This window comes from Massilimicrobiota sp. An134 (genome assembly GCF_002160815.1).
GTDB lineage: Bacteria > Bacillota_I > Bacilli_A > Erysipelotrichales > Coprobacillaceae > Allocoprobacillus > Allocoprobacillus merdigallinarum.
In genome coordinates, this window is the sequence record NZ_NFLH01000003.1 from 103684 (window position 1) to 127871 (window position 24188).

Below are 24188 nucleotides of genomic sequence, written 5' to 3' on the forward strand. Positions count from 1 at the left end.
CTCCTATCTTACTAATATCGCTAGACAAACTCCATTCACATCTAATTGATGATCTAAAATTTTACCTTTTTCACTATGATATAAAAGTTGGAAACCATCTTCTACTTCAACCTGAAGTGTTTCTAGAGAAGCATTAAAGTATATGATAAAATCCTTATATTCTCCTTCATTTTGATGTAATGAATATTTAATCATGCGATGATTAATATTTTCTGTTTTCACATTTTTACGTATCATATCATAACTTCCATATCTAAAACAAGGATTATTTTTTCTAAGGTGAATTAAAAACTGTACAAATTGAGTTGTATCAATTTCCATATCTTTACGATTCCAATCTAATGCATTAACCTGATCACCAGCATTATATGTATTAGAAAGTCCACCTTTTGTTCTAAAGAATTCCTGTCCACTATGCAAGAAAGGAACACCTTGCGATAAAATCACTGCGGCCATCATCAGACGTGAACGTCTTTTTCTAATCTTTTCAGATTCATCATAATTCGAAATCTGTAATTTATCATAACATGTCGCATTATCATGACATTCTACATAATTAATAGATTGTGTAATTTTCGCAAACATATCTAAATTACAAATAGCTTTCATCGCATCATTTGTTTTATACGTATCACCAGAAAAATAACCTTTTGTTTCCATCTGATTCGTACCTCTTAATGTATCTCTAAAGAAATCATTAAAGAATCCAATATATGGTGTTTTCAAATTATTTTGAATCGTTGTACGCATCTCTTCATCTAAAGCTGTAGGCATATTCCATCCTTCACCATAAACAACAAATGAAGGATCTAAAGCTTTTCCTTGTGCATCTACAAGTTTCATTGTTTCCTGGTCAATGATACCCATTAAATCAAAACGGAATCCATCAATACCATACAAAACCTGCCAGCGTCTACACATATCTAAAATATATTTACGACACATCAGTGCTGTTGTATTTAAATCATTACCACACCATGAACCATTAGAAAGGCTACCATCTTCATTTCTTCTAAAGAAATAATAAGGCACTGTTCTTTCAAGAGCATTGATATTGACATCATGCATATGATTAAAAACAACATCCATCACAACACGAATACCTCTAGAATGTAATGCTTCAACCATTCGTTGTGCTTCAGTAATACGCATATAACCATCGTCTGGATCTGTCACATAGCTTCCTTCTGTCACATTATAAGCTAATGGATCATATCCCCAGTTATATAATTCCAATGGATTCTTTTCATCCACTGTCGCAAAATCAGCAATAGGCATGAGCTGTAAATGGGTAATACCTAAACATGATAAATAATCTAATCCCGTTGGATTTCCACTATCTGTTGATGTATTTAATTCTGTAAAAGCCAAAAACTTTCCTTTATTTTTCATCCCACTGGTAGAAGACATAGAAAAATCTCTAACACTTGTTTCATAAATTACCATATCAGTCATTTTCTCTAAAATTGGTAAATCAAACTGACGACATGGCACTTTTTCTAAATCCACAATAATGCTGGCACGTCCATTTGATGATGAAGAATAAGCATAAGGATCTAAAGTCACTTCATAACTGTTTGTATGTCTGATTAAATAAACATATTGTTCCAATTCTAAATCTTCGCAGACTTCAACAAAATAAACACCTTTTTTTTGCCTTTTCATTGGGAACAATTCTGTTTCTCCATTCCATTTCATGACTTTCAAAATAACACCAGTCGCAAGTGGTGCCCATACTTTGAATGTTGTTTTCTCTTTTGTATATTGATTTCCTAAATCATTATGATCATAAAAATATAATTCATCAAATTCTTCACACATAGATAGTTTTGAAAAATCTAAATAACAGCTTAAACCATAGGCATCAACAACCTTATAAACTTTTCCCATTGTAAAATTGGTATGAAATACATATTCCTGAAATCCGTCCTGACTACTATTATTCAACGAATCTCCATTCAATGGTATCAATTCATCATTTTCAATATTTTTAATATAAAATTGGCTACTAATGCCATTATAATATCCTTTAGATAAGTAAACTCTAATCTCATCAAAAGCAACTGCATAAGCTTTCATCCTTACTGCACTTTCTTCCATATAACCATCCTTTCTCTTTAACACGACTATTAACCATTCCAAGTATAACATAAACAAATCTAAAAAACTATCAAAGAATGTAACCCCTTTACTTTTCTTGTTTAGGTTTGATACTTTATATCAATTGTCATATAAAAAAACAAATATACCTTTCAATAGGTATATCTGCTTTTTATTGATGTTCTATCATCTTCATAGCTTTCATTGCTTCTCTTGCTTTATAGAAACCTTCGGCTATGTTCAATCCATGATCTCCAATTCTTTCAAAATCTGTAAGAATTTTTGTATAGACAACACTGTTCTCTGTTGTACATTTTTTATCTTTTAATCTCTTAAGCTGATTCACTGTAAACTGATGATGTGTCTTGTCTATGTTCTCTTCTATTACATCAACTTTGTCTACAATGCTACTGAACTCATCATAATTCATGATTCTCAGCTCATCTAGTATATTGACACAAAGACTGCTCATGATTCCTATCTCATCCATAGCTTCATGTGAGAATCGTCTGTCTTCACTTTGAAGTAGCTCGGCCCTTTGGGCTATATTCACCGCATGATCTCCAATTCTTTCAATGTCTGATGATATCTTCATGAATAAACCAATAGCCTGTGATCCTTCTACTGGAAATTCTGTTGAAATCGCATTTGTTGTAAAGTCTACAATATTTTTATTGAGATAGTTGATATATTCTTCATTCTTTTGTAGCTTTTCATATTTGTCTTCCTTGAACTCTATCAAAAGTTCAAATGATTTACGAACATTGTCTATTGCAACATCTAGCATGTTCTGTGTTTCGTTGAACAACTGCGTATTCGCAATAGCACTTGTTCCAATATGATAGTCGTTTGTAAAAATACCAAAGTCTAAGTATTTTAACTGCATCTTTCCTTCCAATTCTGGTTTTTCTGGTAAAATAATGAATGATAAATCGACTAGTTTTGTTCCAATTGGCAACAAGATGATTGTTGTCACAACATTAAATACTGTATGTACATTGGCAATTTGTGACACGACATTACCTGGTGTCAATGACTCCATAAACGCAGCAAATGGTGTCAGCATACTAATAATAACAAAGATAATTGTTCCTATAATATTGAATGATAAATGAATAATGGTTGTACGTTTGGCATTACGATTAGCACCAATGGAAGCCAATACAGCCGTAATACATGTTCCGATATTTTGTCCAAATAAAACATAAATGGCTGATGGTAAAGTTACAACTCCACTCATCGCTAACGCCTGTAAAATACCTACTGATGCTGATGATGACTGAATGATGGCAGTAAAGACTGCACCCACCAAAATACCAATCAATGGATTTTCAAAGTTTGCGACAATATTCGCAAATTCTGGTGAACTTCTTAATGGTGCCATAGCACCAGACATCATTTCCATTCCCATAAATAAAATACCTAAACCAGCAATAATTTCACCAATTGCATCAAGTTTCTTGCTTTTGAAAAAGGCAATCAACACAACCCCAATAAAAGCAATAATAGGTGCTAAAGCTGTAATATCCAAGGCAATCAACTGTCCTGTGATTGTTGTCCCAATATTGGCACCCATGATGACCCATACAGCATTTTTTAATTGCATAAGTCCTGCATTGACAAATCCTACTGCCATAACTGTTGTGGCAGAAGATGATTGCATGATTGCTGTGGTTAAAGCTCCTACCAGCGTTCCTAAAAAACGATTTGTTGTCAATTTTTCCAAAATTGACTTCATCTTATTCCCGGCAGCCAGCTCCAAACCAGTTGACATCATTGTCATCCCATAAAGGAATAAAGCTAGCCCACCTAGCATAGAGAATATGTTTGTCAGTTCCATCTCTTCCTCCTATTTACACACAAAACAAACTTAACATAATCTTTACATAATGTAAACATGAATTTTACAAAAAAAGATTTGATTTTATCAGCTTTTGTTAAAAAATCTTAATAAAAAAATATCAACAAAGATATTCTATCCATCAAGACTCTTTATAAATAACTATTATTCCCTATTTTCAATTTTAAATGCGTAAAAAAACCAATGAGATCTAATTCTCATTGGTTTCCATTTTTTTATCTTTTCACTCTATCTAATTTCCAGATATCCTTAACGTATTCTTCAATTGTACGATCTGATGAGAAATATCCAGATTTTGCGATATTGACAAGACACATTTTAGACCATCTTGAACGATCACGATATAATTCATCTACTTTTGCCTGAGCTTTTAAGTAAGCTTCAAAATCGGCAAATAAGAAGTATTCATCATTACGATTCATCAATTCATCAAAGATCATTCTGAATTCTTCACGTGATTCATGGAATGTTCCATCAACTAATGAGTCAACAACATGTTTAATACGTGGATCATTATTATAATAATCCCATGCGTTATATTGACCATTCCATCTTAATTCATTAATTTCATTATCTTTTAATCCAAAGATAATTACATTGTCATCACCAACACGTTCAGCAATTTCCACATTAGCACCGTCAAGTGTTCCTACTGTGACAGCACCATTCATCATAAATTTCATATTACCTGTACCACTTGCTTCTTTACCAGCTGTTGAAATCTGTTCAGAAACATCTGCAGCAGGCATAATCTTTTCAGCAATTGTGACACCATAGTTTTCAATAAAGACAACTTTTAAATATGGATTTGTTTCAGGATCATTATTCACAACATCTGCAACACTATTAATTAATTTGATAACTTTCTTTGCGAAATAGTAAGCAGGAGCTGCTTTTGCACCAAAGATAAATGTTCTTGGATAAATCTTAAATTCAGGATTCATCTTCATTTGCTGATATAAATAAATCACGTGCATGATATTTAATAATTGTCGTTTATAAGCATGTAATCTTTTGACTTGAATATCAAAAATACTATTCACATCAACTTTAATACCATTGTGTTTATAAATATAATCAGCTAAAACTTGTTTTCTTTGTTGTTTGACATTGTAGAATTTACCTTGAACAATAGAATCATCAACATAATCCATTAGTTTTTCTAATTCTTCTGGATGTTTAATCCAATCATTTCCAATTGTTTCATTTAATAATGATGATAATTCAGGATTTGAATAAGCTAACCATCTACGATGTGTAATACCATTTGTTTTATTGTTGAATTTCTTTGGATATAAGAAATAGAAATCTTTCATTTCCTGTTCCATTAAAATTTGTGTATGAAGTCTAGCAACACCATTAACACTAAAACTTCCTACAATGGCAAGATGAGCCATATGTACTTGTCCATCTTTTAAAATCATCACACGATTTAATAAATCTTCATCATTATCACTGATATGTTTCACATATCCAATAAATCTTCTATTGATTTCTTCGATAATCTGATAAACTCTTGGAAGTAATGCCTGCATTGTTGAAATTGGCCATTTTTCCAAGGCTTCTGATAAGATTGTATGATTTGTATAGGCACATGTTTGTGTTGTAATATGCCATGCTTCATCCCAATCCATATCATATTCATCAATTAAGATTCTCATCAATTCAGGAATCACCAATACTGGATGTGTATCATTTAACTGAATAACATTCTTTTCATGGAAATTAGATAATGATGGATAAACTCTTAAATGATTTTTAATAATAGCACGTAATCCTGCTGATACAAAGAAATATTGTTGTTTTAAACGTAATGTACGTCCAGCAAGTGTTGAATCATCAGGATATAATGTCTGACAGATATCTCTGACTTCTTGAGCATATTGTCTAAAATCTTTATTAGATGGAATTTCATCACTTGGTTCTGAAGACCATAAACGGAGTGTATTTGTGACAGTTGTATCATTACCAACAATTGGCATATCATAAGGAACAGCCTTGACACATTCAGCATCAACATGATCCCATTTACCAGTTTCTTCATTCCATACAACATGTCCCCAGAATTTAACATCAACAGCATGTTTAGGTTTTCTCACTTCCCACATATTTCCTAATTTTAACCATTGATCAGGAACTTCAACTTGATATCCATTTTCAATTTTCTGTTTAAATAAACCATATTCATAACGAATTGTATTTCCAAATGCTGGATAAGAAAGTGAAGCTAATGAATCCATGAAGCAGGCAGCAAGTCTTCCTAAACCACCATTTCCAAGTCCTGCGTCAGATTCTAATTCTTCCAAATCATGGATATTAATTCCATAATCTGCTAATCCTTCTTTGGCAATCTCATAAATACCTAAATTCATCATATTGTTTACCAATAAACGTCCAATCAAAAACTCCATAGAGAAGTAATGAACTTGTTTTTGGTAATTTGTTTTTGTAGCCATTTTTGTCATAGCCCAATTGACAGATGCATAATCACGAACCATTCTTTCAAGTGTCATGAACTTTTCTGTAATGTGTGATTCTTCTACTGTACGTCCGTAAGATTCAATAATTCTTCTTGAAAACTCATATTTAAATTCTTCTTTTGTCTTAAACATATCTCGTCTCCCTCAACTATTTTCTCTTCAATTCAAATATCATACTCGAAAATGGTGCAATGTCAACCAAAATTGAATTTTCTTTGTTGACAGCGTGTATTTTTTGTGATTTGATAGCACGTTTATTCGTGAAATTGCTTCCTGTATAGTAGTCCGTATCCGTATTAATAATCTCTTTATAAGTTCCTGCTACGGGAACTGGAATACGATAACCATGATGTGTATTTCCTACAAAGTTCATCACGCAGACAAGCACTTCCCCATCTGGTGCATAACGTGCATAAGCAAAGACACTTTGTTTCATATCATCAACAACGAGCCATTCAAATCCTTCTGGATAATAATCATACTGATATAAAGCAGGATGTTTTAAAATCAGATGATTTAAGTCATGAAAATATCTATGGAAAGAATCATGTTGTGGGAATTTCAATAATACCCATCCTAAAGCTTTCTTTTCATCCCATTCTTTATATTCAGCCAGCTCATTTCCCATAAAGTTCAATTTCTTACCAGGATGTGTCATCATATATAAATACAAAGACTTACATTGCGCAAACTTCTGGTCATTATTTCCCCACATTTTATCTAGAATTGTTCCTTTACTATGAACCACTTCATCATGTGAGAATGGTAAAATATAATTTTCACGATAGAAGTACATCATAGAGAATGTAAGTTTATTATGGACATCTGGATATTGTCGATAAATTGGATCCTTTTTAAAATAAGCCAATGTATCATTCATCCAACCTAAATCCCATTTATAATCAAATCCTAATCCTCCAGATTGTGGAGCTGTTGTAACATTTGGATAATCTGTTGAATCTTCCGCAATCAACATGACACCTGGGAATAATCCATTCATATGTGAATTCATACGTTTCATGAATTCAATAGCGCCATCATTAACGCCACGTTCCTTATTTCCTTTCCAGTAAATCAAATTACTGATCGCATCAAAACGAATACCATCAACATGGAAGTAATTTGCCCAGAAATGAACAGAAGACATCAAGAAACTACGAACTTCTTCTCTTCCTAAATCAAAATAACAGCTATCCCACTCCGTATATCTTAAATTAATATCAGGATATTCATAAACAAAACCACCATCAAACTGATGTAACCCATGTCCATCTTTTACAAAGTGTGCTGGAACAAAATCCATAATGACACCAATGTTATTTTTATGGCAGGCATTAATAAATGCCATTAACTGTTTTGGATTTCCATAACGGCTTGTTGCACTAAAATAACCTGTTGCCTGATATCCCCATGAACCATCAAATGGGAATTCAGTCAATGGCATCAGTTCAATATGTGAAAAACCATTTTCTACAACATAAGGAATGATCTGATCAATCATTTCTTCATAGCTGTAATATTCACCATCTTCTTCATCCGTAAAATCCTTTTTCATTTTCCATGAACCAATATTGGCTTCATAGATATTTAAAACTCTATCAAAATTCTTTGTACGTTTATTTAACCAGCGTTTATCAGCCCATCTAAAGCCATCAATTTTATAAACTTTAGACGCTGTTCCTGGTCTTAATTCACTAAAGAAAGCATATGGATCTGCACGATCAACCCAAGATCCATTGGGTGTTTCAATACGATATTTATATGTATCATATTGTTTGATTTTTGGAATAAATAAAGTATAAATACCCCCATCAGTATATTTTTCCATATAATGATTTTCGCCATTCCATTGATTAAAATCACCAACAACCTGCACACTTCTTGCATTTGGAGCATAAACGGTAAATCTTACACCCTTTTGTCCATCTAATTCCTCAAAATGCGCACCAAAAACTCTATACATCTCTAAACAATTTCCCTCATGGAAAAGTTGTATCAAAAAGTTATCCAATTGTGCCATATTAAAACCCCTTTCATAGTTTTTATTATACATGAAAACGCTTGAAAAAGCACCCATTATTTGTCAAATGAGGATTTTTAATGAGCTTCTATCTCCTATTTTCTATGATGTTTTCTACATATATTGAATATAAAAAAAGACAGATTACTCTGCCTCTTTGATAAATTCAATAACGTCATTAGGTGTACAATCTAATGCTTCACATATTTTTTCTAAAGTATATGTTGAAATACCCTTTCCATGTTTAATATTATGGATTGTTCTTGAATTAATTCCATATTGATGGATAAGGGCATATGTTGTTATAGATTTTTCCTTCATTGTCTTAAATAATGGTGCATAACTAATCATCCTATCACAGCCTCTATTTTATTATGCCCATTTCTTAAGATTATGAATATATTGAAAAATGTAACTATAATGACATGTACTAACCTTCTGTCAATGAAAAAGTATGACTCAAAAATGCTTCTTCTATCTTCAAATCATACTTCTTGTTTGAATATTATTTGACAATAACTTCACTGACATCTTTCAATAAAATAGAATATGTTCCATCTTCCTGTTTCACTTTTTCTACCTTATCTCCAGATAAGTATTCTTCTATTGGTAAGCTAATTTCAATATCATCATCTAACACTAGCTTACATTTATCCATTGATGTTAAAGATAAGCTTTCAATACGATCTTCTTCATCAATGCCTAAATCTTTCATCATGATTTCACTTTCTTCCTGTGCCTGACCATCAGATTCCAATACTTTTTTCACAATTTCCAATGGTTTAACAGGTTGATTTGTATCAATTCTTTCCTGAATTTCATGCTTCATTAAAGGTAAAGCTTTTCCATCATTGACATTATAAGTATCATCCATCTTTTTCACAACTTTTTTCATTGTTGACATTTTTTGTTTATCCGTCAACTTTTCTTCACCTTTAATCCACTGTGCATTCAAATAGAAATCCATTCTTCCATCAATCATATATTTCTTTTCAATTAAAAATAATTTTTTAGCATCCACATTCACAACAATCGCTTCATCCACAGGAGAACCCATTGTTGGTAAAACCTGTTTTTTGGTAATACGAATGTTTTCTTCATCAATCACACTCATAGGAATATAACGATAGTTGAGCTTTAAGGCTGCCACATATCTTTCCCCATTTTTATAACAATCCACAAACAGCACATTGCTGTTAGGCATTTCTTCTATAACTGAACCTAACGCAAATAATTTGTCCGTCATTTCATGTGCCTGTTTGATAAATTCTTCATCACTTTCAATCATCTTGTCACTTCTTAACATCATTTCATGTAAAGAACCAACTGTTAATTCTTTGAGTGAAGAAGAATTTAAAGCTTTTTCTACTTTCTTACGATAATAATCAATAGATGTTTCATTCATATCGACAAAATCAGTAGAATGATAAATCTTACGATGTTCAAAATCTAACATATGCATTAAAATTTTATTTATGACTATTGTATTCATCTTACCACCCGCAAAGATTATAACATATTTCTTTATCTATGACATTAAATACTTTATAATAATCTCGAGGTGAAATTATGAAAATTGTCATTGCCCCAAGTAAAACAATGAAATATCAAAAGATTCCTTTTGTTGGTAGTAAACCTTTATTTCCAGAAGAAACACAATATCTTACAAACATTTTAAAACAATATAATGATGAACAGTTATGTCAGCTCATGAAAATATCTTATAAACAGGCGGCTCAAGTGTATCAGTATTTTCATGAAGAACAGACTGCTCATCCTGCTTTAGCTTTTTATCAGGGAACTGTTTTTAAACAACTTGAATTAGCATCTTACATAAATCACCATGATTATCTCTTAGAACATTTACGTATTTTAGATGCTTACTATGGTGTTTTAAAATACAATACTTTGATAACCCCTTATCGTTTAGATATGACAATGAAACCTGATCATATTAACTTATATGATTATTGGTATACACCTTTATATCAACACTTTGAACAAGTTGATTTCATTATTTCTTTAGCATCTAAAGAATTTACAAGTATGTTAAGACATCCTCATATCTATTTTATAGATTTCATGATCAATGATCAGGGGAAAATGAAAAGAAACGCCATGATTATTAAAAAAGCCCGTGGTCAGATGTTAAATCAGATGGTCTTAAATGAAATTTGTACATTGGATGAATTGAAAACACTCAATATTGATGGTTTTACATATCAGCCAGATTATAATCAAGAAGGTACTTTAGCATTCGTCAAAGTCCTATAATATAAAAAGGATATTAGTATGTTAAAAAGTGAAAAAGTTATTGTTATTGGGATTGGATCTTTTATAGGGTTGTTTATCTTGAACTCTTATTTTTTATCTTATATTCTATCATTTCTTATTGTAGGCGGAGATGACTATGTGCTTTCATATCTGATGCCAATATACAGTGGTATTGCACTGATTGGAGCCATTATCATTTGTTGTAGCTACATCATTGTCAAAAAAATAAATCAACTAAGAGAGGAAAGAAACAAATGATTACCATTCGTCATGAAGAGAAAAAAGATTATATGACAGTAGAAAATGTTATTAGACAATCCTTTTATAACGTTTATATGCCTGGATGTTATAAACATTATTTAGCACATATCATTCGTAATCATGAAGATTTTATTCATGAATTAGATTTTGTTTTAGAAAAAGATGGAAAAATTATTGGGAATATCATGTATACCAAAGCAAAGCTTATAGATGAAAATAAAAATGAAAAAGTTGTTCTCACTTTTGGTCCTGTCTGCATTTTACCTGAATATCAAAAACAGGGTTATGGAAAAAGACTGATTGAACACTCCATGAAAGAAGCCTATCAGCTTGGATATGATACTATTGTCATTTTAGGCAATCCTGGAGCTTATGTTCGTTTGGGATTTCAAAGCTGTAAAGACTTTCATGTCAGTCTAGAAAATGGAAAATATCCAACAGCATTGCTGGTGAAAACTTTAGTTCCTCATGTTTTAGATCATCACTCATGGACTTATTATGAAAGTCCAGCTATGGCATTTGATCCACAAGTTGCGAAAGATTTTGATGATTCCTTAGAAAAAATGGAAAAGATACATCTTGCCAGTCAAGATGAATTTGCGATTATCAGTCGCTCATTTATAGAATAAATATGCAAGTTACCGTGACTATTGATCGTCCTATGGGCAGTTTTCACCCTCAACATAAAAATCTATATTACCCTATTAACTATGGATACATTGAAGGAATCATAGGTGGTGATGGAGAATATCAAGATGCCTATGTTATTGGTGTTGATATACCTTTATCTCATTTTACAGGAAAAGTCATTGCCATTATTCATCGTTTCAATGATAATGAAGATAAATGGGTTATTGCTCCTATATCAAAAACCTATACAAAAAAAGAAATAGAACAATATGTCTATTTCCAAGAACAATTCTTTGAATATGAAATTGAAATGATGATTTCACATTTCTAACGACTTTCTATGAGAGAAGTCGTTTTTACTTTACTAAATAATGATATTGCATACCTTCACGAATATCTTTTGAAGGCTGTCCTAATTTTTCTAAGATTGTATAGGCAAATTCCAAAGCAGCGGCAGGTCCACGTCCTGTAATCATATTCTGATCACAGCATACTAATACATCCTGATAAATCCCTGAAGGAATTTCTTTTTCAAATCCTGGATAACAAGTGAATTTCTTATTGCTTATGACATTGGCTTTTTCTAATGAAATAGGCCCTGCACAAATGGCTCCAATCCATTTTCCCTGTTCATTAAAACTTTTTAAAATATCTATCACTCTTTGATCATCACGAAGAGATGTCGCTCCAGGTAAACCACCAGGTAAAACAACAATATCCACATCATAAACACTTTCATCAAACAACTGATCCATTTTGACTTCTATACCATGTGAACTTTTAACACTCATTGCATCCATTCCAACCATTAGACATGTCAATTGTGCTCTTCTTAACACATCAACAACACTTAATGCTTCTAATTCTTCAAAACCATCTTTAAATAAAACAGCTGCTTTCATCTTCATTCCTCCTTTGATTCTTTTCTTTATTTTAACATATTTTTTTAAATAAACAATGAACTACACTTTTATAAGCAATTATGTTATGATTATAACCATAAAAGAAGGTGAACCTATGATTGACAAAAGTCAAATAGTCAAAAAAAATAAAACAATTTTTTATTTAACATATGCCATTTTACTGGCTTTTGTTGTTTTTAATTATGAAACTGTTTTTGCTATACTCAGTGATATCTTAGCACTTGCGACACCTTTATATATCGCTATTATTATTGCTTTTATTTTAAATATACCTATGCGTAAGATTGAACATTTGTATGGTAAAAAGATCAAACGTAAAGGACTGAAAAGAGGTTTAAGTATTGCAACAACATTAATATTGGCTGTTATCTTGATTATTCTCTTTTCAGCATTTATTATTCCTAGACTTGGTGAAAGTATTGCCTTAATTATTACAAATATTTTTAATTATGCTGATCGTCTCGTCACAATGATTAATGATGCCTTAGCTCATTTCCATATCAATTATGCGATTAATTATGAATCTATTCAACAGGCTCTAACAAGCCTTGATTTGAATCATTTGCTTTCTCAAAGTGGTAATATTTTAGGGAATGCTGGAATTCATCTTATTTTTCAATCTATTGGTATCTTTGGTGTTTTTATTAATGCGATTACATCTTTTATTATGGCTATCTATTTACTGGCCAATAAAGAAACGCATTTAAGACAGTTAAAGAAAATTGTGACTTTCTTATTTGGATATCATCGTTCATTGGTGATTTTTGATATTGGTGCCGAAGCCAATCATTATTTTAATGGTTTTGTTTCTGGTCAGCTGTTAGAAAGCTGTATTTTAATGTTTTTAATGTATGTCGGCTTTAGAATAACAGGCTTACCTTTCCCAGAATTGATTGCCTTTATTATTGGTATTTCCAGTCTTATTCCAATGTTTGGAGGTTATTTTGGATTTGCAATCAGTTTTATTTTAGTATTAGCTATTAACTCTACACAAGCTATTATCTTTACAATCTGCTTTGTGATTATTCAGCAATTTGAAGCCAATATTATTTATCCTCGTGTTGTAGGCGGAGCTGTTGGTATTTCTGGATTATATGTCTTATTAGCATTAGTTATTTTTGGAAACTTATTTGGATTCTTTGGATTATTAATTGCGGTTCCAAGCATGGCTTTAATCTATGCTGTAGGAAGTCGCGTTGTTAATATTTCATTATATCGTAAACATATTGAAATCACTGATAAAACGATTAAAAAATTTGATGAGTAAAAACGGACATTTTGTCCGTTTTATTATTTCCATGATTCGATCATCTTTTTAACAGAGCGATTCATTTCCTTACGATATTGAGCATGAAATTTTCTTTTCGCAAAAGCCTGTATATAATTTTTGAGTTCATCTTCATTTTTACCAGTCTGTTTAATAAACATCTGTTTTGTTTCATCCATTGTTTTATGATGATAAGTATTGACACTTACCATATCTGCTAAATCAAAACGCTGTGGTTTTGGACGATTTTGTTGTTGTAGCGTTGGTTTTCCCAAAACAAGTAAAGTTGCTGGAATGGCATACTTTGGTAAATTAAAAAGTTTTTGATGAATTTCAAAATTTTCTAAAATATCCCCAATATAACATGATCCTATTCCTAAAGACCATGCTGCTACGACTGCATTTTGCGCCGCAATCATACAATCTTCCAAAGCCAAAATCAAATCAGACTCTTCCAATGGTTGGATATCTTTATCATAGTGAGTATATATATCATACCATTTTTGATAATCAGCTAAAAAAAGCAAAACCATAGGTGCCTGACTAATAAATGGCTGATGATCACAAGTGATAGCGAGCTGATCTTTTAAGGACTGATCCTGTATATCAATAATAGAATAAAGAGCCATATTGCCTGCTGTCGGTGCCTGTAAGGCAGATTTTAATATCCATTCTTTTTCCTCTGGCGTTATGATTTCATCACTATAAGCACGAACAGATTTTCTGTCAAATAATTCCTGAATTGTTTGATTCATTTTCAATACCTCCCTATTTATGATTATATCATAATCATGGATTATTTGTGAATTTCCATGTATAATAAGAGAGAAAGCGAGGTAAGATTAATGAGTATAGAAGAAAGATTTTTAAAATATATTAGTTTTGATACACAATCTGATCCTCAATCTTCAACAATACCTTCTTCTATGAAACAATTAGAACTAGGAAAATATCTTGTTGAAGAAATGAAAAAGATTGGTATTGAAGATGCTCACTTGGATCAAAGTGGTATTGTTTATGGAACAATTCCAGCAAACAGTGATCATGGAAAAGTCATTGGTTTTGTTGCCCATATGGATACTTCTCCTGATGCTTCTGGTCAAAATGTCAAACCACAAATCATTAGAGATTATCAGGGAACAACAATTACTCTTAATCAAGAGAAAGAATTATATCTTGATCCTCATGAATTTCCTGAACTTCTCAATGTGATTCATCATGATTTAATCACAACTGATGGAACAACATTGCTTGGTGCAGATGATAAAGCTGGGGTTGCGATTATCATGAGTATGGCTGAACATCTTTACCATCATCCTGAAATCAAGCACAATGATATTAAGATTGCTTTTACTCCTGATGAAGAAGTCGGTCGAGGAACTGAAAACTTTGATGTAGAAGCTTTCCATGCTGATTATGCTTATACAATTGATGGTGGTAATATTGCTGAAATTGAATATGAAAACTTTAATGCATTTAGTGCTGTCGTAGAAATCACAGGGAAAAGTATTCATCCTGGAAGTGCTAAAAATGCGATGATTAACTCTATTCGCATTGCTCAGGAATTTGATGCTATGTTACCAGTTCATGCCAGACCAGAATATACAGAAGGATATGAAGGTTTTAATCATCTTGAAAATATTCAGGGAAAATGTGAAAAAACAGTGATGGAATACATCATTAGAAATCATGATTTAACATTAGCTAAAAAACAATGTCAGGATTTTGAAAATATTGCTGCATTCTTAAATCAAAAGTATGGATATCCAATGGTTAAAGTCACAATTGAACAAAGTTACTTAAATATGCGTGAACATATTGAACAACATATGTACATCGTTGAAAATGCCATGGCAGCCATGAAAGAATGTGGTATTGAGCCATATGCTGTACCTATTCGTGGAGGTACTGATGGTGCTAATTTAACATATATGGGACTTCCTTGTCCAAATTTAGGTACAGGTGGGTATAATTTCCATGGACCATTTGAGTATGTATCATTAACAATGATGAAAAAACAAGTAGAAGTTCTATTAAAAATAATTGAAAGAAATGAGGTTATATAAAATGTACGCAAAAAATGCTTGGGACAAATACGAAAGTAATCAATATCAAGATGTTATGGATTTTAATGAAGGTTATAAAGCTTTCTTAACAGCCGGTAAAACAGAAAGAGCTTGTGTAAAAGAATCTGTTGAACTTGCTAAAAAAGCTGGTTTTCAAGATATTGAAAATATGAACAGTTTAAAACCTGGAGATAAATTCTATGTGATCAATAAAGATAAAAACTTAGCTTTATTTATTATGGGAGAAAAACCATTAGTTGATGGAATGAGAATCTTAGGAGCACATATTGATTCACCACGTTTGGATTTAAAACAAAATCCACTTTATGAAAGTGATGGTTTTGCTTTATTAGATACTCATTATTATGGTGGTGTTAAAAAATATCAATGGGTTACAATTCCATTATCATTATATGGTGTTGTTATTAAAAAAGATGGAACTAAGATTGATGTTGTGATTGGTGAAGATGATCATGATCCTGTTGTGGGTATTACAGATTTATTAATTCATTTATCTGCTGATCAAATGCAAAAAACAGCTGCGAAAGTGATTGAAGGAGAAAATTTAGATGTTACATTAGGAAGCATTCCTTTAAAAGATACTGAAAAAGATGCTGTTAAAGTGAATATTTTAAAACTTCTTCAAGAAAAATATGATATTGAAGAAGAAGATTTCTTAAGTGCAGAAATAGAAGTTGTACCAAGTGGTCCTGCCAGAGATTATGGTTTAGATAGAAGTATGGTTATGGGTTATGGACATGATGATCGTGTCTGTGCTTATACATCATTAAAAGCTATTTTAGATATTCAGGAAATCCCACAATATACATCTTGTTGTATTTTAGTTGACAAAGAAGAAATTGGTAGTGTTGGTGCGACTGGTGCTCAATCTTTATTCTTTGAAAATACAATTGCTCAAATCTTACACTTATGTGGTGATGATACATTCTTATCTGTTAGAAAAGCTTTAGCTCATTCTATGATGTTATCAAGTGATGTTAGTGCAGGTTTTGATCCATTATATAAAGAAGTGAATGATCCTAAAAATGCCGCATATCTAGGAAAAGGAATTGTTTTCAATAAATACACAGGTTCTCGTGGTAAAAGCGGAAGCAATGATGCTAATCCTGAATACTTTGCTAAAATTAGAAATGTTATGGATCAAGCTGGTGTCCATTTCCAAACTGCTGAACTTGGTAAAGTTGATCAAGGTGGTGGAGGTACTATTGCCTACATCTTAGGAAATTATGATATGAATGTTATTGATGCTGGTATTGCTGTTTTAAATATGCATGCTCCTCATGAAATTGTATCAAAAGTTGATGTTTATGAAGCTTACTTAGCTTATACACAATTCTTACTTCAATTATAAAAGCTCATCATGAGCTTTTTTTCTTTCATAGACAAGTGATTATCTCTTTGATATAATAAGCCCATTAAGGAGGTTACACAACCATGAAATTTATGATTATGAACTATAAACCATACGAATATGAATTATTACAAACCAAACTTAATAAACTTGGTCAACAGGGTTACATAACTCAAGAACTATCATTCATTACAATCTTTAATAAAGTTGATTATCCTGTTTATTATCATATAGATTTTCATAAAACTATCGGTTCTACAAAAATAGAACGTCAAAAAGATAAAGATGCTTTTGCTAGAAAATATCAACAAAAAGGATATCAACCTATTTATGCAAAACATCATATGTTTGTTTTTGTTTCTAAAAAACAAAAAGACCTTCCTTTTTCTTGGGAAGATAAAAAAGATATAGCAACTGGTTCATTTAAAATTCTTTCATTTATTGGATTTTTTATATCTCTCGTTGCTTTAACCTTATTTTCTCAGTATTTATATAATGCCAGTTTTGATAAGTTTATGAGTTATGGAATTACACTCGCCTATATTGGTATTCTTCTCCTTTTTATAACTTCTATTTTTAGAAATTACTTTAGTTTTCATCAAATGAGTACGATGCATCATCAACTCAAAAATGGAATACCTCACTTTTCTTTAAAAACACTCAAGTCAATGAGAATCGTTTATTTCTTTTTATCATTACTAACAATTATTCTTATCTTTGGTGGATTAATTGAAGATGTATTCAATCAAAAATCATTTCATCAACAAGAGCATCAAGTCATTCAATTAAGTGATTTTCAAATTGATAAGGAAACATCTTTCTCAAGTCAAAGTTATTCAAGTTTTACTATCCCACATACATACATTTCATTAGAAGAAGCAAAAGATGGGAACGAAGCTCTTTATGTCAAAGAATTTGAATTTTCATCTCCAGAAAAAGCCAAACAAAGATTTACTGAAATAAAAGGTTTACCAAGTTTATATGCTGGAAATCACGCTGTTATTGATGGAGCATTACTATACGGGTATTATGATGATGAAATTGTTTCATTAACACTTTTACATAATCAGTCTGTTACAATCATTATCCCTTCATTTCCATTAACAGAAGAAAATATCCAAATCATTTCACAATTTTATGCATAAAAAAAGTTTATGAATTTTCATAAACTTTTTTTATCTTTTCACAGGATGATGACAAGCCACAAAATGTCCTGGTTTTGCTTCAACAAGTTCTGGTTTTGTTGTTCTACATTCTTCAGTAGCATAACGACATCTACCAGCAAATGGACATCCAGCTGGTAAGTCAATTGGACTTGGGACATCTCCTTCAAGAATAATACGTTTTTTCTCTTTTTCTAAGTTTGGATCAGGAATTGGTACAGCTGATAATAAAGCTTCTGAATATGGGTGTAAAGAGTGAGAATAAACTTCTTCACTAGAACCCAATTCAACCAAATGTCCTAAATACATAACTGCAATACGATCAGAAATATATTTTACAATATCCAAATCATGAGCAATGAATAAATATGTTAATCCTAATTTCTTTTGTAAATCAATTAATAAGTTAATAACCTGTGATTGGATAGAAACGTCCAAAGCAGAGATTGGTTCATCACATACTAAGAATTCTGGTTCAATAGCCAGTGCTCTTGCAATACCAATACGTTGACGTTGACCACCTGAGAACTCATGAGGGAAACGGTTTGCATGTTCTTTATTTAAACCAACAAGTTCAAGTAATTCATGAACTCTTTGTTTTCTTTTTTCAGGTGTGTACATTCCATGAATTTCCATACCTTCAGCAATAATTGATTCAACTGTCATACGTGGATTTAATGACGCATATGGATCTTGGAAAATCATCTGTGCATGTTTTGCATATGCTAAACGATTTTTTGCATTATTAATATGAACTTCTTTTCCATTATAAACAATCTTACCTTTTGTAGGTTCATAAATTCCCATAACAACACGACCTAATGTTGATTTACCACAACCAGATTCACCAACTAAACCTAAAGTTTCCCCTTTTTTAATTTCAAGACTTACACCATTAACAGCCTTTAAAATTCCTCCACTGACTCTAAAATGTTTAGAAACATTATCAATTTTTAATAAAATATTTTCATCAGCCATTATGATTTTCCTCCTTGAGATGATGGACAATCTTTATGCAATAACCAGCAAGAAGCTTCATGACCATCATTTAATTTGAAAATAGGTGGTTGTTTCTTTTGACAGATTTTCATACATTTTTCACAACGTGATGCAAAAGCACAACCTTTTGGTGGATCTAATAAATCAGGTGGTGTCCCAGGAATTGATGATAATTTATCAGATTTATTTGTATCGTGTTTAGGTAAACTGTTTAATAATGCACTTGTATATGGATGAGATGGATTATAGAAAATATCATTTGCAGTCCCAGTTTCAACAACTTTTCCTGCATACATAACTGCAATTTTATCTGCTAAAGAAGCAACAACTCCTAAGTCATGAGTAATTAAAACAATTGCTGTCCCTGTTTTCTTTCTAATATCATCTAATAAATCAATAATCTGTGCTTGAATTGTTACATCTAATGCTGTTGTTGGTTCATCAGCAATCAATAATTTTGGATTACATGATAGAGCCATCGCAATCATAGCACGTTGACGCATCCCACCAGAGAACTGATGAGGATATTGATTTGCTCTTTCTTCAGCATTTGGAATTTGTACTAATTTCAACATTTCAATAGCTTTCTTTTGTGCTTCTTCTTTAGATAAATGTTGATGATGAACAATTGCTTCAACAATTTGTTTACCAACTTTCATTGTTGGATTTAAACATGTCATAGGATCTTGGAAAATCATACTCACTTCTTTTCCACGAATCTTTTGCATGTCTTCTTCTGGTGTATTAATAATATCAATATCACCTAAAGTTAAAGTTCCATATTTGATACGTGCAGGAGGCATAGGATTTAATTTCATGATTGTTTGAGCAGTTACACTCTTACCACAACCAGATTCACCAACAACTGCAAGAACTTGTCCTTCATCCACAGAATAAGAAACACCTCTTACAGCCTGTACTTCTCCAGCATATGTGTCGAATGAAACATATAAATCTTTGATGTCTAATACTTTTGCCATTATCCGTTACCTCCTTAATTTAGGATCAAAAGCATCTCTAAGCTTATCACCCAATAAGTTAAAGCTTAACATTGTAATACTAATGAAAATAGCAGGAATAATCAATTCAATAGGATATTGTTGGAAATATTGAATTCCATCACTCGCTAAAGTTCCCCATGAAGCTTCAGGTAAAGGTACCCCTAAACCTAAGAAAGACAAGAATGCTTCAGTAAAGATAGCATTAGGGATAGCTAATGTTAAGTTAACAATAATGATAGATAAAATATTTGGAATTAAATGTTTTCTAATAATACGTGCAGAAGAAGCTCCCATACTTTTTGCAGAAACAACAAACTCCTGTTCCTTTAAACGCATAACTTCACCACGTACTAATCTGGCGGTTCCTACCCAACCGACAAGCGAGTAAGCAATGATAATTGTAAATACCCCACCAGTCATAACAACCATCAATAAGATAACGATCAATAAGTATGGAATACCATTAATAATTTCAGCGATACGCATTAAAATGTTATCGACTATACCACCAAAATATCCAGCAATACCACCATAAATAACACCAATAATAACATTGATAATAACGGCAGCAAATGCAATAAATAATGAAATACGTGCTCCACGCCAAATTCTGGCAAACATATCTCGACCTAAATAATCAGTTCCAAAGAGATGGAAATGGCCATCACCAGAGAAAAACATACCTACATGTTTATGAAGGTCATCTGTCATATCAAATTTATATGGATAAACAGCTGGAATAATAATCGCTAAAATAACCATCACGGCTAAAATAGCCAAAAATGTAATCGCTACTTTATCTTTTCTAATTCTTGAAAATGCATCTTTCCAGAAACTTGTACTTGGACGAGTGATAGATTGCATTTTCTCACTATCTTGTCCAACCCACTCAAAATCCGCTGCATCAACATGACAATCGGGAGATAATGCTTCTTCTGGAACGAATTCTTGTTTTAATATTTCTTTCTTTTTCATTCTACACTACTCCTTTTCACTTGCTAAATTGATACGAGGATCAATAACACCATACAATAAATCGACAATTAATATAGCAATAATTAAGAATGCGCCATAGAACAATGTTGTACCAGCAATTAATGTATAATCCGCTTCTTTAATAGCCAATACGAAGAATTTCCCCATACCCGGAATACTAAACACATTCTCAACAACGAATCCCCCTGTTAATACAGCAGCCGCAATTGGACCTAAAACCGTAATAACTGGCATAATCGCATTACGTAAAGCATGTTTCCATAAAATCTGACGTTCTGATAAACCTTTTGCTTTAGCCGTTTTAATATAATCAGAACTTAAAACATCCAGCATACTTGTACGCATTAAACGTGAAACTGTTGCTAGTGAACTGAAACTCAATGCCAAAGCAGGTAAAATAATCTGATTCAAATTACCCCATCCTGTAATCGCAAAAATCTGGGTTCCCAGCAGCTGATTCAACTTTAATGCCAAAAAATATTGGAAAATTGCAGCAACGATAAAGTTTGGAATTGAAACCCCAATAACAGATAAAGTCATAGCAACAGTATCTGCAGTCTTTCCTCTACGAATAGCTGCAATGGCTCCTAAAGCAATTCCTGCAATAACTGCAAAAATTAATGAGAACATCCCTAACTGGAATGAAACAGGGAATGACTCCATAATAATATCAATAACAGGTCTGTTATATTTGATAGAAATTCCCAAATCTCCTGTTATTGCATTTTGAATATAAATTATAAATTGTTCTACTAATGGTTTATCTAACCCATAAAACTCACGTAAAGCCTGTTTTGTACTTTCACTCATTGCTTTACCAGTACTAAATGGGTCACCCGGTAGCATATGCATCATTATAAACGTCAATGCAAGGAGAACTAAGATAGTTATTAAAGCATATATGATTCTTTTCAATACATACTTTCCCATAAACTCACACCTTTCTAGACATTTTTCTCCACATTAAAATAAAGAAAGGCTATATAGACAATATTATATAGCCCATCTTCTTCAAAAAATATCAGTATTACTTTTGACTATTCTTCAATATAAGCATAGTTTAAATTGATGTCTTGGAATGCAGTTCTAATAACACCTTTTAATCTATCGCTTGTTACATAACTTGTTTGTCTATCATAAATGAATCCAATTGGACATTCTTCAGCTAAGATTTCTTCAGCTTCTTTTAATTTAGCATAATAAGCATCTTTATCAGCAATTTGAGAAGCTTCTTCGATGATCTTATCATATTCAGCATTAGACCATTTACCATGGTTATTACCATTTCCAGTTACCCACATATCAAGATAAGTCATTGGGTCATTGTAATCTGGTGACCATCCAGCAAATACGATTTCAAATTCACCTTTATCCATATTTGCTAATCTTGTTTTATATGTGACTTGTTTAATTTGTACACTTACACCTAAGTTTTCTTTTAATTGTGCTTGAAGGAATTCAGCTTGTTGTTTTGCAGCACTTGTATCATCACAAAGTAATTCTGGTGAGAATTCTGCAAGTGTTAATTTTTCTTCTTTTAATCCTTCTTCTAATAATGCTTTTGCTTCACTATAATCATTATTAGTTACATGTTGGAAAATATCTCCACAGTATTCAGTGAAGGCACCTTGAGCTACAGCTGGTGGTGTGAATGTAGTTGCTACTTTAGAGTCATTTTGAACAATAGTATCAACCATTTTTTGAGCATCAACACCTAAAGTTAAAGCTTTACGAACTTTAGCGTTATTGTATGGTTTTTCTTGTGAATTAAATTCAAGATACCAAGCTCCACCATCATCAAATCCTTGAGCATTTTCAAATTGTGCAATATTGTCACCTGTTAACCCGATCATATCAATAGAACCATTATTAAATTCATTAATAGCAGTATTTTCTTGACTGATCATTCTCATAGTGATTTTGTCTAATTTAATATTTTCAGCATTCCAGTAATCTGGATTTTTTTCTAAGACAATACTGTCTTCATGAACCCATGAAGTAATTGTAAATGGACCATTATATGCTAATTTATCAGCATCAGTACCATAGTTGTTGTTTCCACCAGCTTCTTCATAAGCCTTTTGATTTACTGGGAAGAATGATGGGAATGCCATCAATACAACAGCGTATTGGAATGGACCAGTAAATGTAACTTGGAAAGTATAATCATCAATTGCTTTCCATCCAGCATGTTCTTCCATATATTTAGGAATATCTGCTTCTGCCATTTTATAATCTGATTTTTCATCTTTAGGATCTACTTTTTCAGCAGTTGCATTGAAGATATCTTCAGCACCTGCAATTTTAGTCATCCAAGTTGATGCATAAGGTGCACCAGTTCTTGCATTGAAATGTTGATTCCATGCAAATACGAAGTCTTGAGCAGTAACTTCTTCTCCGTTACTCCATTTTGCTCCTTTTCTTAAATGGAATGTATAAGTTTTTTGATCTTCTGATACATCCCAGCTTTCAGCCATACCAGGTACAGCTTCATCATTGGCATCTAAGCTAACTAAACCTTCAACACAGTGACGTAAAACGTTCATTGATCCTGAAGATGTTGTTAAAATAGAGTCCATTTCAGGTGGTTCTGCTCCTAAATTGATAGTGATCTCATTAGCGCCAGCTGATCCACCACTACCACATCCAACTAACATAGCTAAGCATGTTACAGAAGCGGCAGCTTTTGCAAACCAATTCTTTTTCATTATTTAATTTCCCTCCTCCAAAATAACCAATCACGTCAGTTATTTTCTACTAATATATCACAACTCT

21 protein-coding genes are annotated in these 24188 nt (G+C 32.1%); 8 read left to right on the top strand and 13 right to left on the bottom strand.

Going from position 1 to position 24188, the window contains the following annotated elements; all coding sequences use genetic code 11:
• Positions 1 to 3: 3 nt before the first annotated feature.
• From pulA to B5E79_RS02505, 6 genes are all read right to left on the bottom strand, one after another.
• Positions 4 to 2100, bottom strand: coding sequence for a type I pullulanase (pulA, locus tag B5E79_RS02480; RefSeq protein ID WP_087296843.1), 2097 nt, complete (start codon positions 2098 to 2100; stop codon positions 4 to 6).
• A 172-nt stretch (positions 2101 to 2272) separates the two neighbouring features.
• Positions 2273 to 3940: a Na/Pi cotransporter family protein gene (locus B5E79_RS02485; protein ID WP_087296844.1), complete on the bottom strand. Its 1668-nt coding sequence runs from the start codon at positions 3938 to 3940 to the stop codon at positions 2273 to 2275.
• A 236-nt stretch (positions 3941 to 4176) separates the two neighbouring features.
• A complete protein-coding gene (locus B5E79_RS02490) occupies positions 4177 to 6573 on the bottom strand; it encodes a glycogen/starch/alpha-glucan phosphorylase (protein WP_087296845.1) in 2397 nt (798 codons plus the stop codon).
• 16 nt (positions 6574 to 6589) lie between these two features.
• Entirely contained in the window at positions 6590 to 8461 is a 1872-nt protein-coding gene (gene glgB / locus B5E79_RS02495) for a 1,4-alpha-glucan branching protein GlgB (protein ID WP_087245702.1), read from the bottom strand.
• 144 nt (positions 8462 to 8605) lie between these two features.
• Positions 8606 to 8812, bottom strand: coding sequence for a helix-turn-helix domain-containing protein (locus tag B5E79_RS02500; protein ID WP_087245696.1), 207 nt, complete (start codon positions 8810 to 8812; stop codon positions 8606 to 8608).
• 154 nt (positions 8813 to 8966) lie between these two features.
• Positions 8967 to 9953: a nucleoid-associated protein gene (locus B5E79_RS02505; RefSeq protein WP_087296846.1), complete on the bottom strand. Its 987-nt coding sequence runs from the start codon at positions 9951 to 9953 to the stop codon at positions 8967 to 8969.
• Positions 9954 to 10030: 77 nt separating this feature from the next.
• On the opposite strand from B5E79_RS02505, the gene B5E79_RS02510 reads away from it, so the two are divergent.
• The 4 genes from B5E79_RS02510 to B5E79_RS02525 are packed head-to-tail and all read left to right on the top strand — an operon-like array spanning position 10031 to position 11957.
• On the top strand, positions 10031 to 10735 hold the full coding sequence (locus B5E79_RS02510) for a YaaA family protein (RefSeq protein ID WP_087296847.1): 705 nt from the start codon (positions 10031 to 10033) through the stop codon (positions 10733 to 10735).
• 18 nt (positions 10736 to 10753) lie between these two features.
• Positions 10754 to 10993 (top strand): hypothetical protein, encoded by a 240-nt coding sequence (locus B5E79_RS02515; protein WP_087296848.1) that lies wholly within the window; start codon positions 10754 to 10756, stop codon positions 10991 to 10993.
• Positions 10990 to 11625 carry a GNAT family N-acetyltransferase gene (locus B5E79_RS02520; protein WP_087296849.1) on the top strand — a complete coding sequence of 212 codons (636 nt, stop codon included), beginning with the start codon at positions 10990 to 10992 and terminating at the stop codon, positions 11623 to 11625. The genes B5E79_RS02515 and B5E79_RS02520 overlap by 4 nt, the downstream gene beginning before the upstream one ends.
• 14 nt (positions 11626 to 11639) lie before the next feature.
• On the top strand, positions 11640 to 11957 hold the full coding sequence (locus B5E79_RS02525) for an inorganic diphosphatase (RefSeq protein WP_241147430.1): 318 nt from the start codon (positions 11640 to 11642) through the stop codon (positions 11955 to 11957).
• 25 nt (positions 11958 to 11982) lie between these two features.
• Here B5E79_RS02525 and B5E79_RS02530 read toward each other — a convergent pair whose 3' ends face one another.
• The gene (locus B5E79_RS02530; protein WP_087245685.1) at positions 11983 to 12528 is read right to left on the bottom strand and encodes a DJ-1 family glyoxalase III; all 546 of its coding nucleotides are present in this window, start codon (positions 12526 to 12528) and stop codon (positions 11983 to 11985) included.
• A gap of 115 nt (positions 12529 to 12643) precedes the next feature.
• Here B5E79_RS02530 and B5E79_RS02535 point away from each other — a divergent pair, with 115 nt between their 5' ends.
• A complete protein-coding gene (locus B5E79_RS02535; RefSeq protein WP_087296851.1) occupies positions 12644 to 13816 on the top strand; it encodes an AI-2E family transporter in 1173 nt (390 codons plus the stop codon).
• Between the two features lie 23 nt (positions 13817 to 13839).
• Here the strand turns inward: B5E79_RS02535 and B5E79_RS02540 are convergent, their stop codons facing one another.
• Positions 13840 to 14571, bottom strand: a complete 732-nt coding sequence (locus B5E79_RS02540) for a nitroreductase family protein (RefSeq protein ID WP_087296852.1) — start codon at positions 14569 to 14571, stop codon at positions 13840 to 13842.
• A gap of 90 nt (positions 14572 to 14661) precedes the next feature.
• Here B5E79_RS02540 and pepT point away from each other — a divergent pair, with 90 nt between their 5' ends.
• The 3 genes from pepT to B5E79_RS02555 all read left to right on the top strand — a co-directional run bounded on the left by pepT (position 14662) and on the right by B5E79_RS02555 (position 18399).
• The gene (pepT, locus tag B5E79_RS02545) at positions 14662 to 15882 is read left to right on the top strand and encodes a peptidase T (RefSeq protein WP_087296853.1); all 1221 of its coding nucleotides are present in this window, start codon (positions 14662 to 14664) and stop codon (positions 15880 to 15882) included.
• Position 15883: 1 nt separating this feature from the next.
• Positions 15884 to 17254 (top strand): aminopeptidase, encoded by a 1371-nt coding sequence (locus tag B5E79_RS02550; RefSeq protein WP_087296854.1) that lies wholly within the window; start codon positions 15884 to 15886, stop codon positions 17252 to 17254.
• A gap of 83 nt (positions 17255 to 17337) precedes the next feature.
• Positions 17338 to 18399: a DUF2812 domain-containing protein gene (locus tag B5E79_RS02555; RefSeq protein ID WP_087296855.1), complete on the top strand. Its 1062-nt coding sequence runs from the start codon at positions 17338 to 17340 to the stop codon at positions 18397 to 18399.
• A 30-nt stretch (positions 18400 to 18429) separates the two neighbouring features.
• Here the strand turns inward: B5E79_RS02555 and B5E79_RS02560 are convergent, their stop codons facing one another.
• From B5E79_RS02560 to B5E79_RS02580, 5 genes are all read right to left on the bottom strand, one after another.
• Positions 18430 to 19395 (bottom strand): ABC transporter ATP-binding protein, encoded by a 966-nt coding sequence (locus B5E79_RS02560; RefSeq protein WP_087244505.1) that lies wholly within the window; start codon positions 19393 to 19395, stop codon positions 18430 to 18432.
• Positions 19395 to 20396 carry an ABC transporter ATP-binding protein gene (locus B5E79_RS02565; RefSeq protein WP_164483491.1) on the bottom strand — a complete coding sequence of 334 codons (1002 nt, stop codon included), beginning with the start codon at positions 20394 to 20396 and terminating at the stop codon, positions 19395 to 19397. Before B5E79_RS02565 ends, B5E79_RS02560 begins: the two co-directional genes overlap by 1 nt.
• 6 nt (positions 20397 to 20402) lie before the next feature.
• A complete protein-coding gene (locus B5E79_RS02570) occupies positions 20403 to 21392 on the bottom strand; it encodes an ABC transporter permease (RefSeq protein ID WP_087244503.1) in 990 nt (329 codons plus the stop codon).
• 6 nt (positions 21393 to 21398) lie between these two features.
• The gene (locus B5E79_RS02575) at positions 21399 to 22343 is read right to left on the bottom strand and encodes an ABC transporter permease (protein ID WP_087244502.1); all 945 of its coding nucleotides are present in this window, start codon (positions 22341 to 22343) and stop codon (positions 21399 to 21401) included.
• A gap of 107 nt (positions 22344 to 22450) precedes the next feature.
• Complete coding sequence (locus B5E79_RS02580; protein ID WP_087296856.1) at positions 22451 to 24121, bottom strand: peptide ABC transporter substrate-binding protein; 1671 nt, start codon at positions 24119 to 24121, stop codon at positions 22451 to 22453.
• Positions 24122 to 24188: the final 67 nt, after the last annotated feature.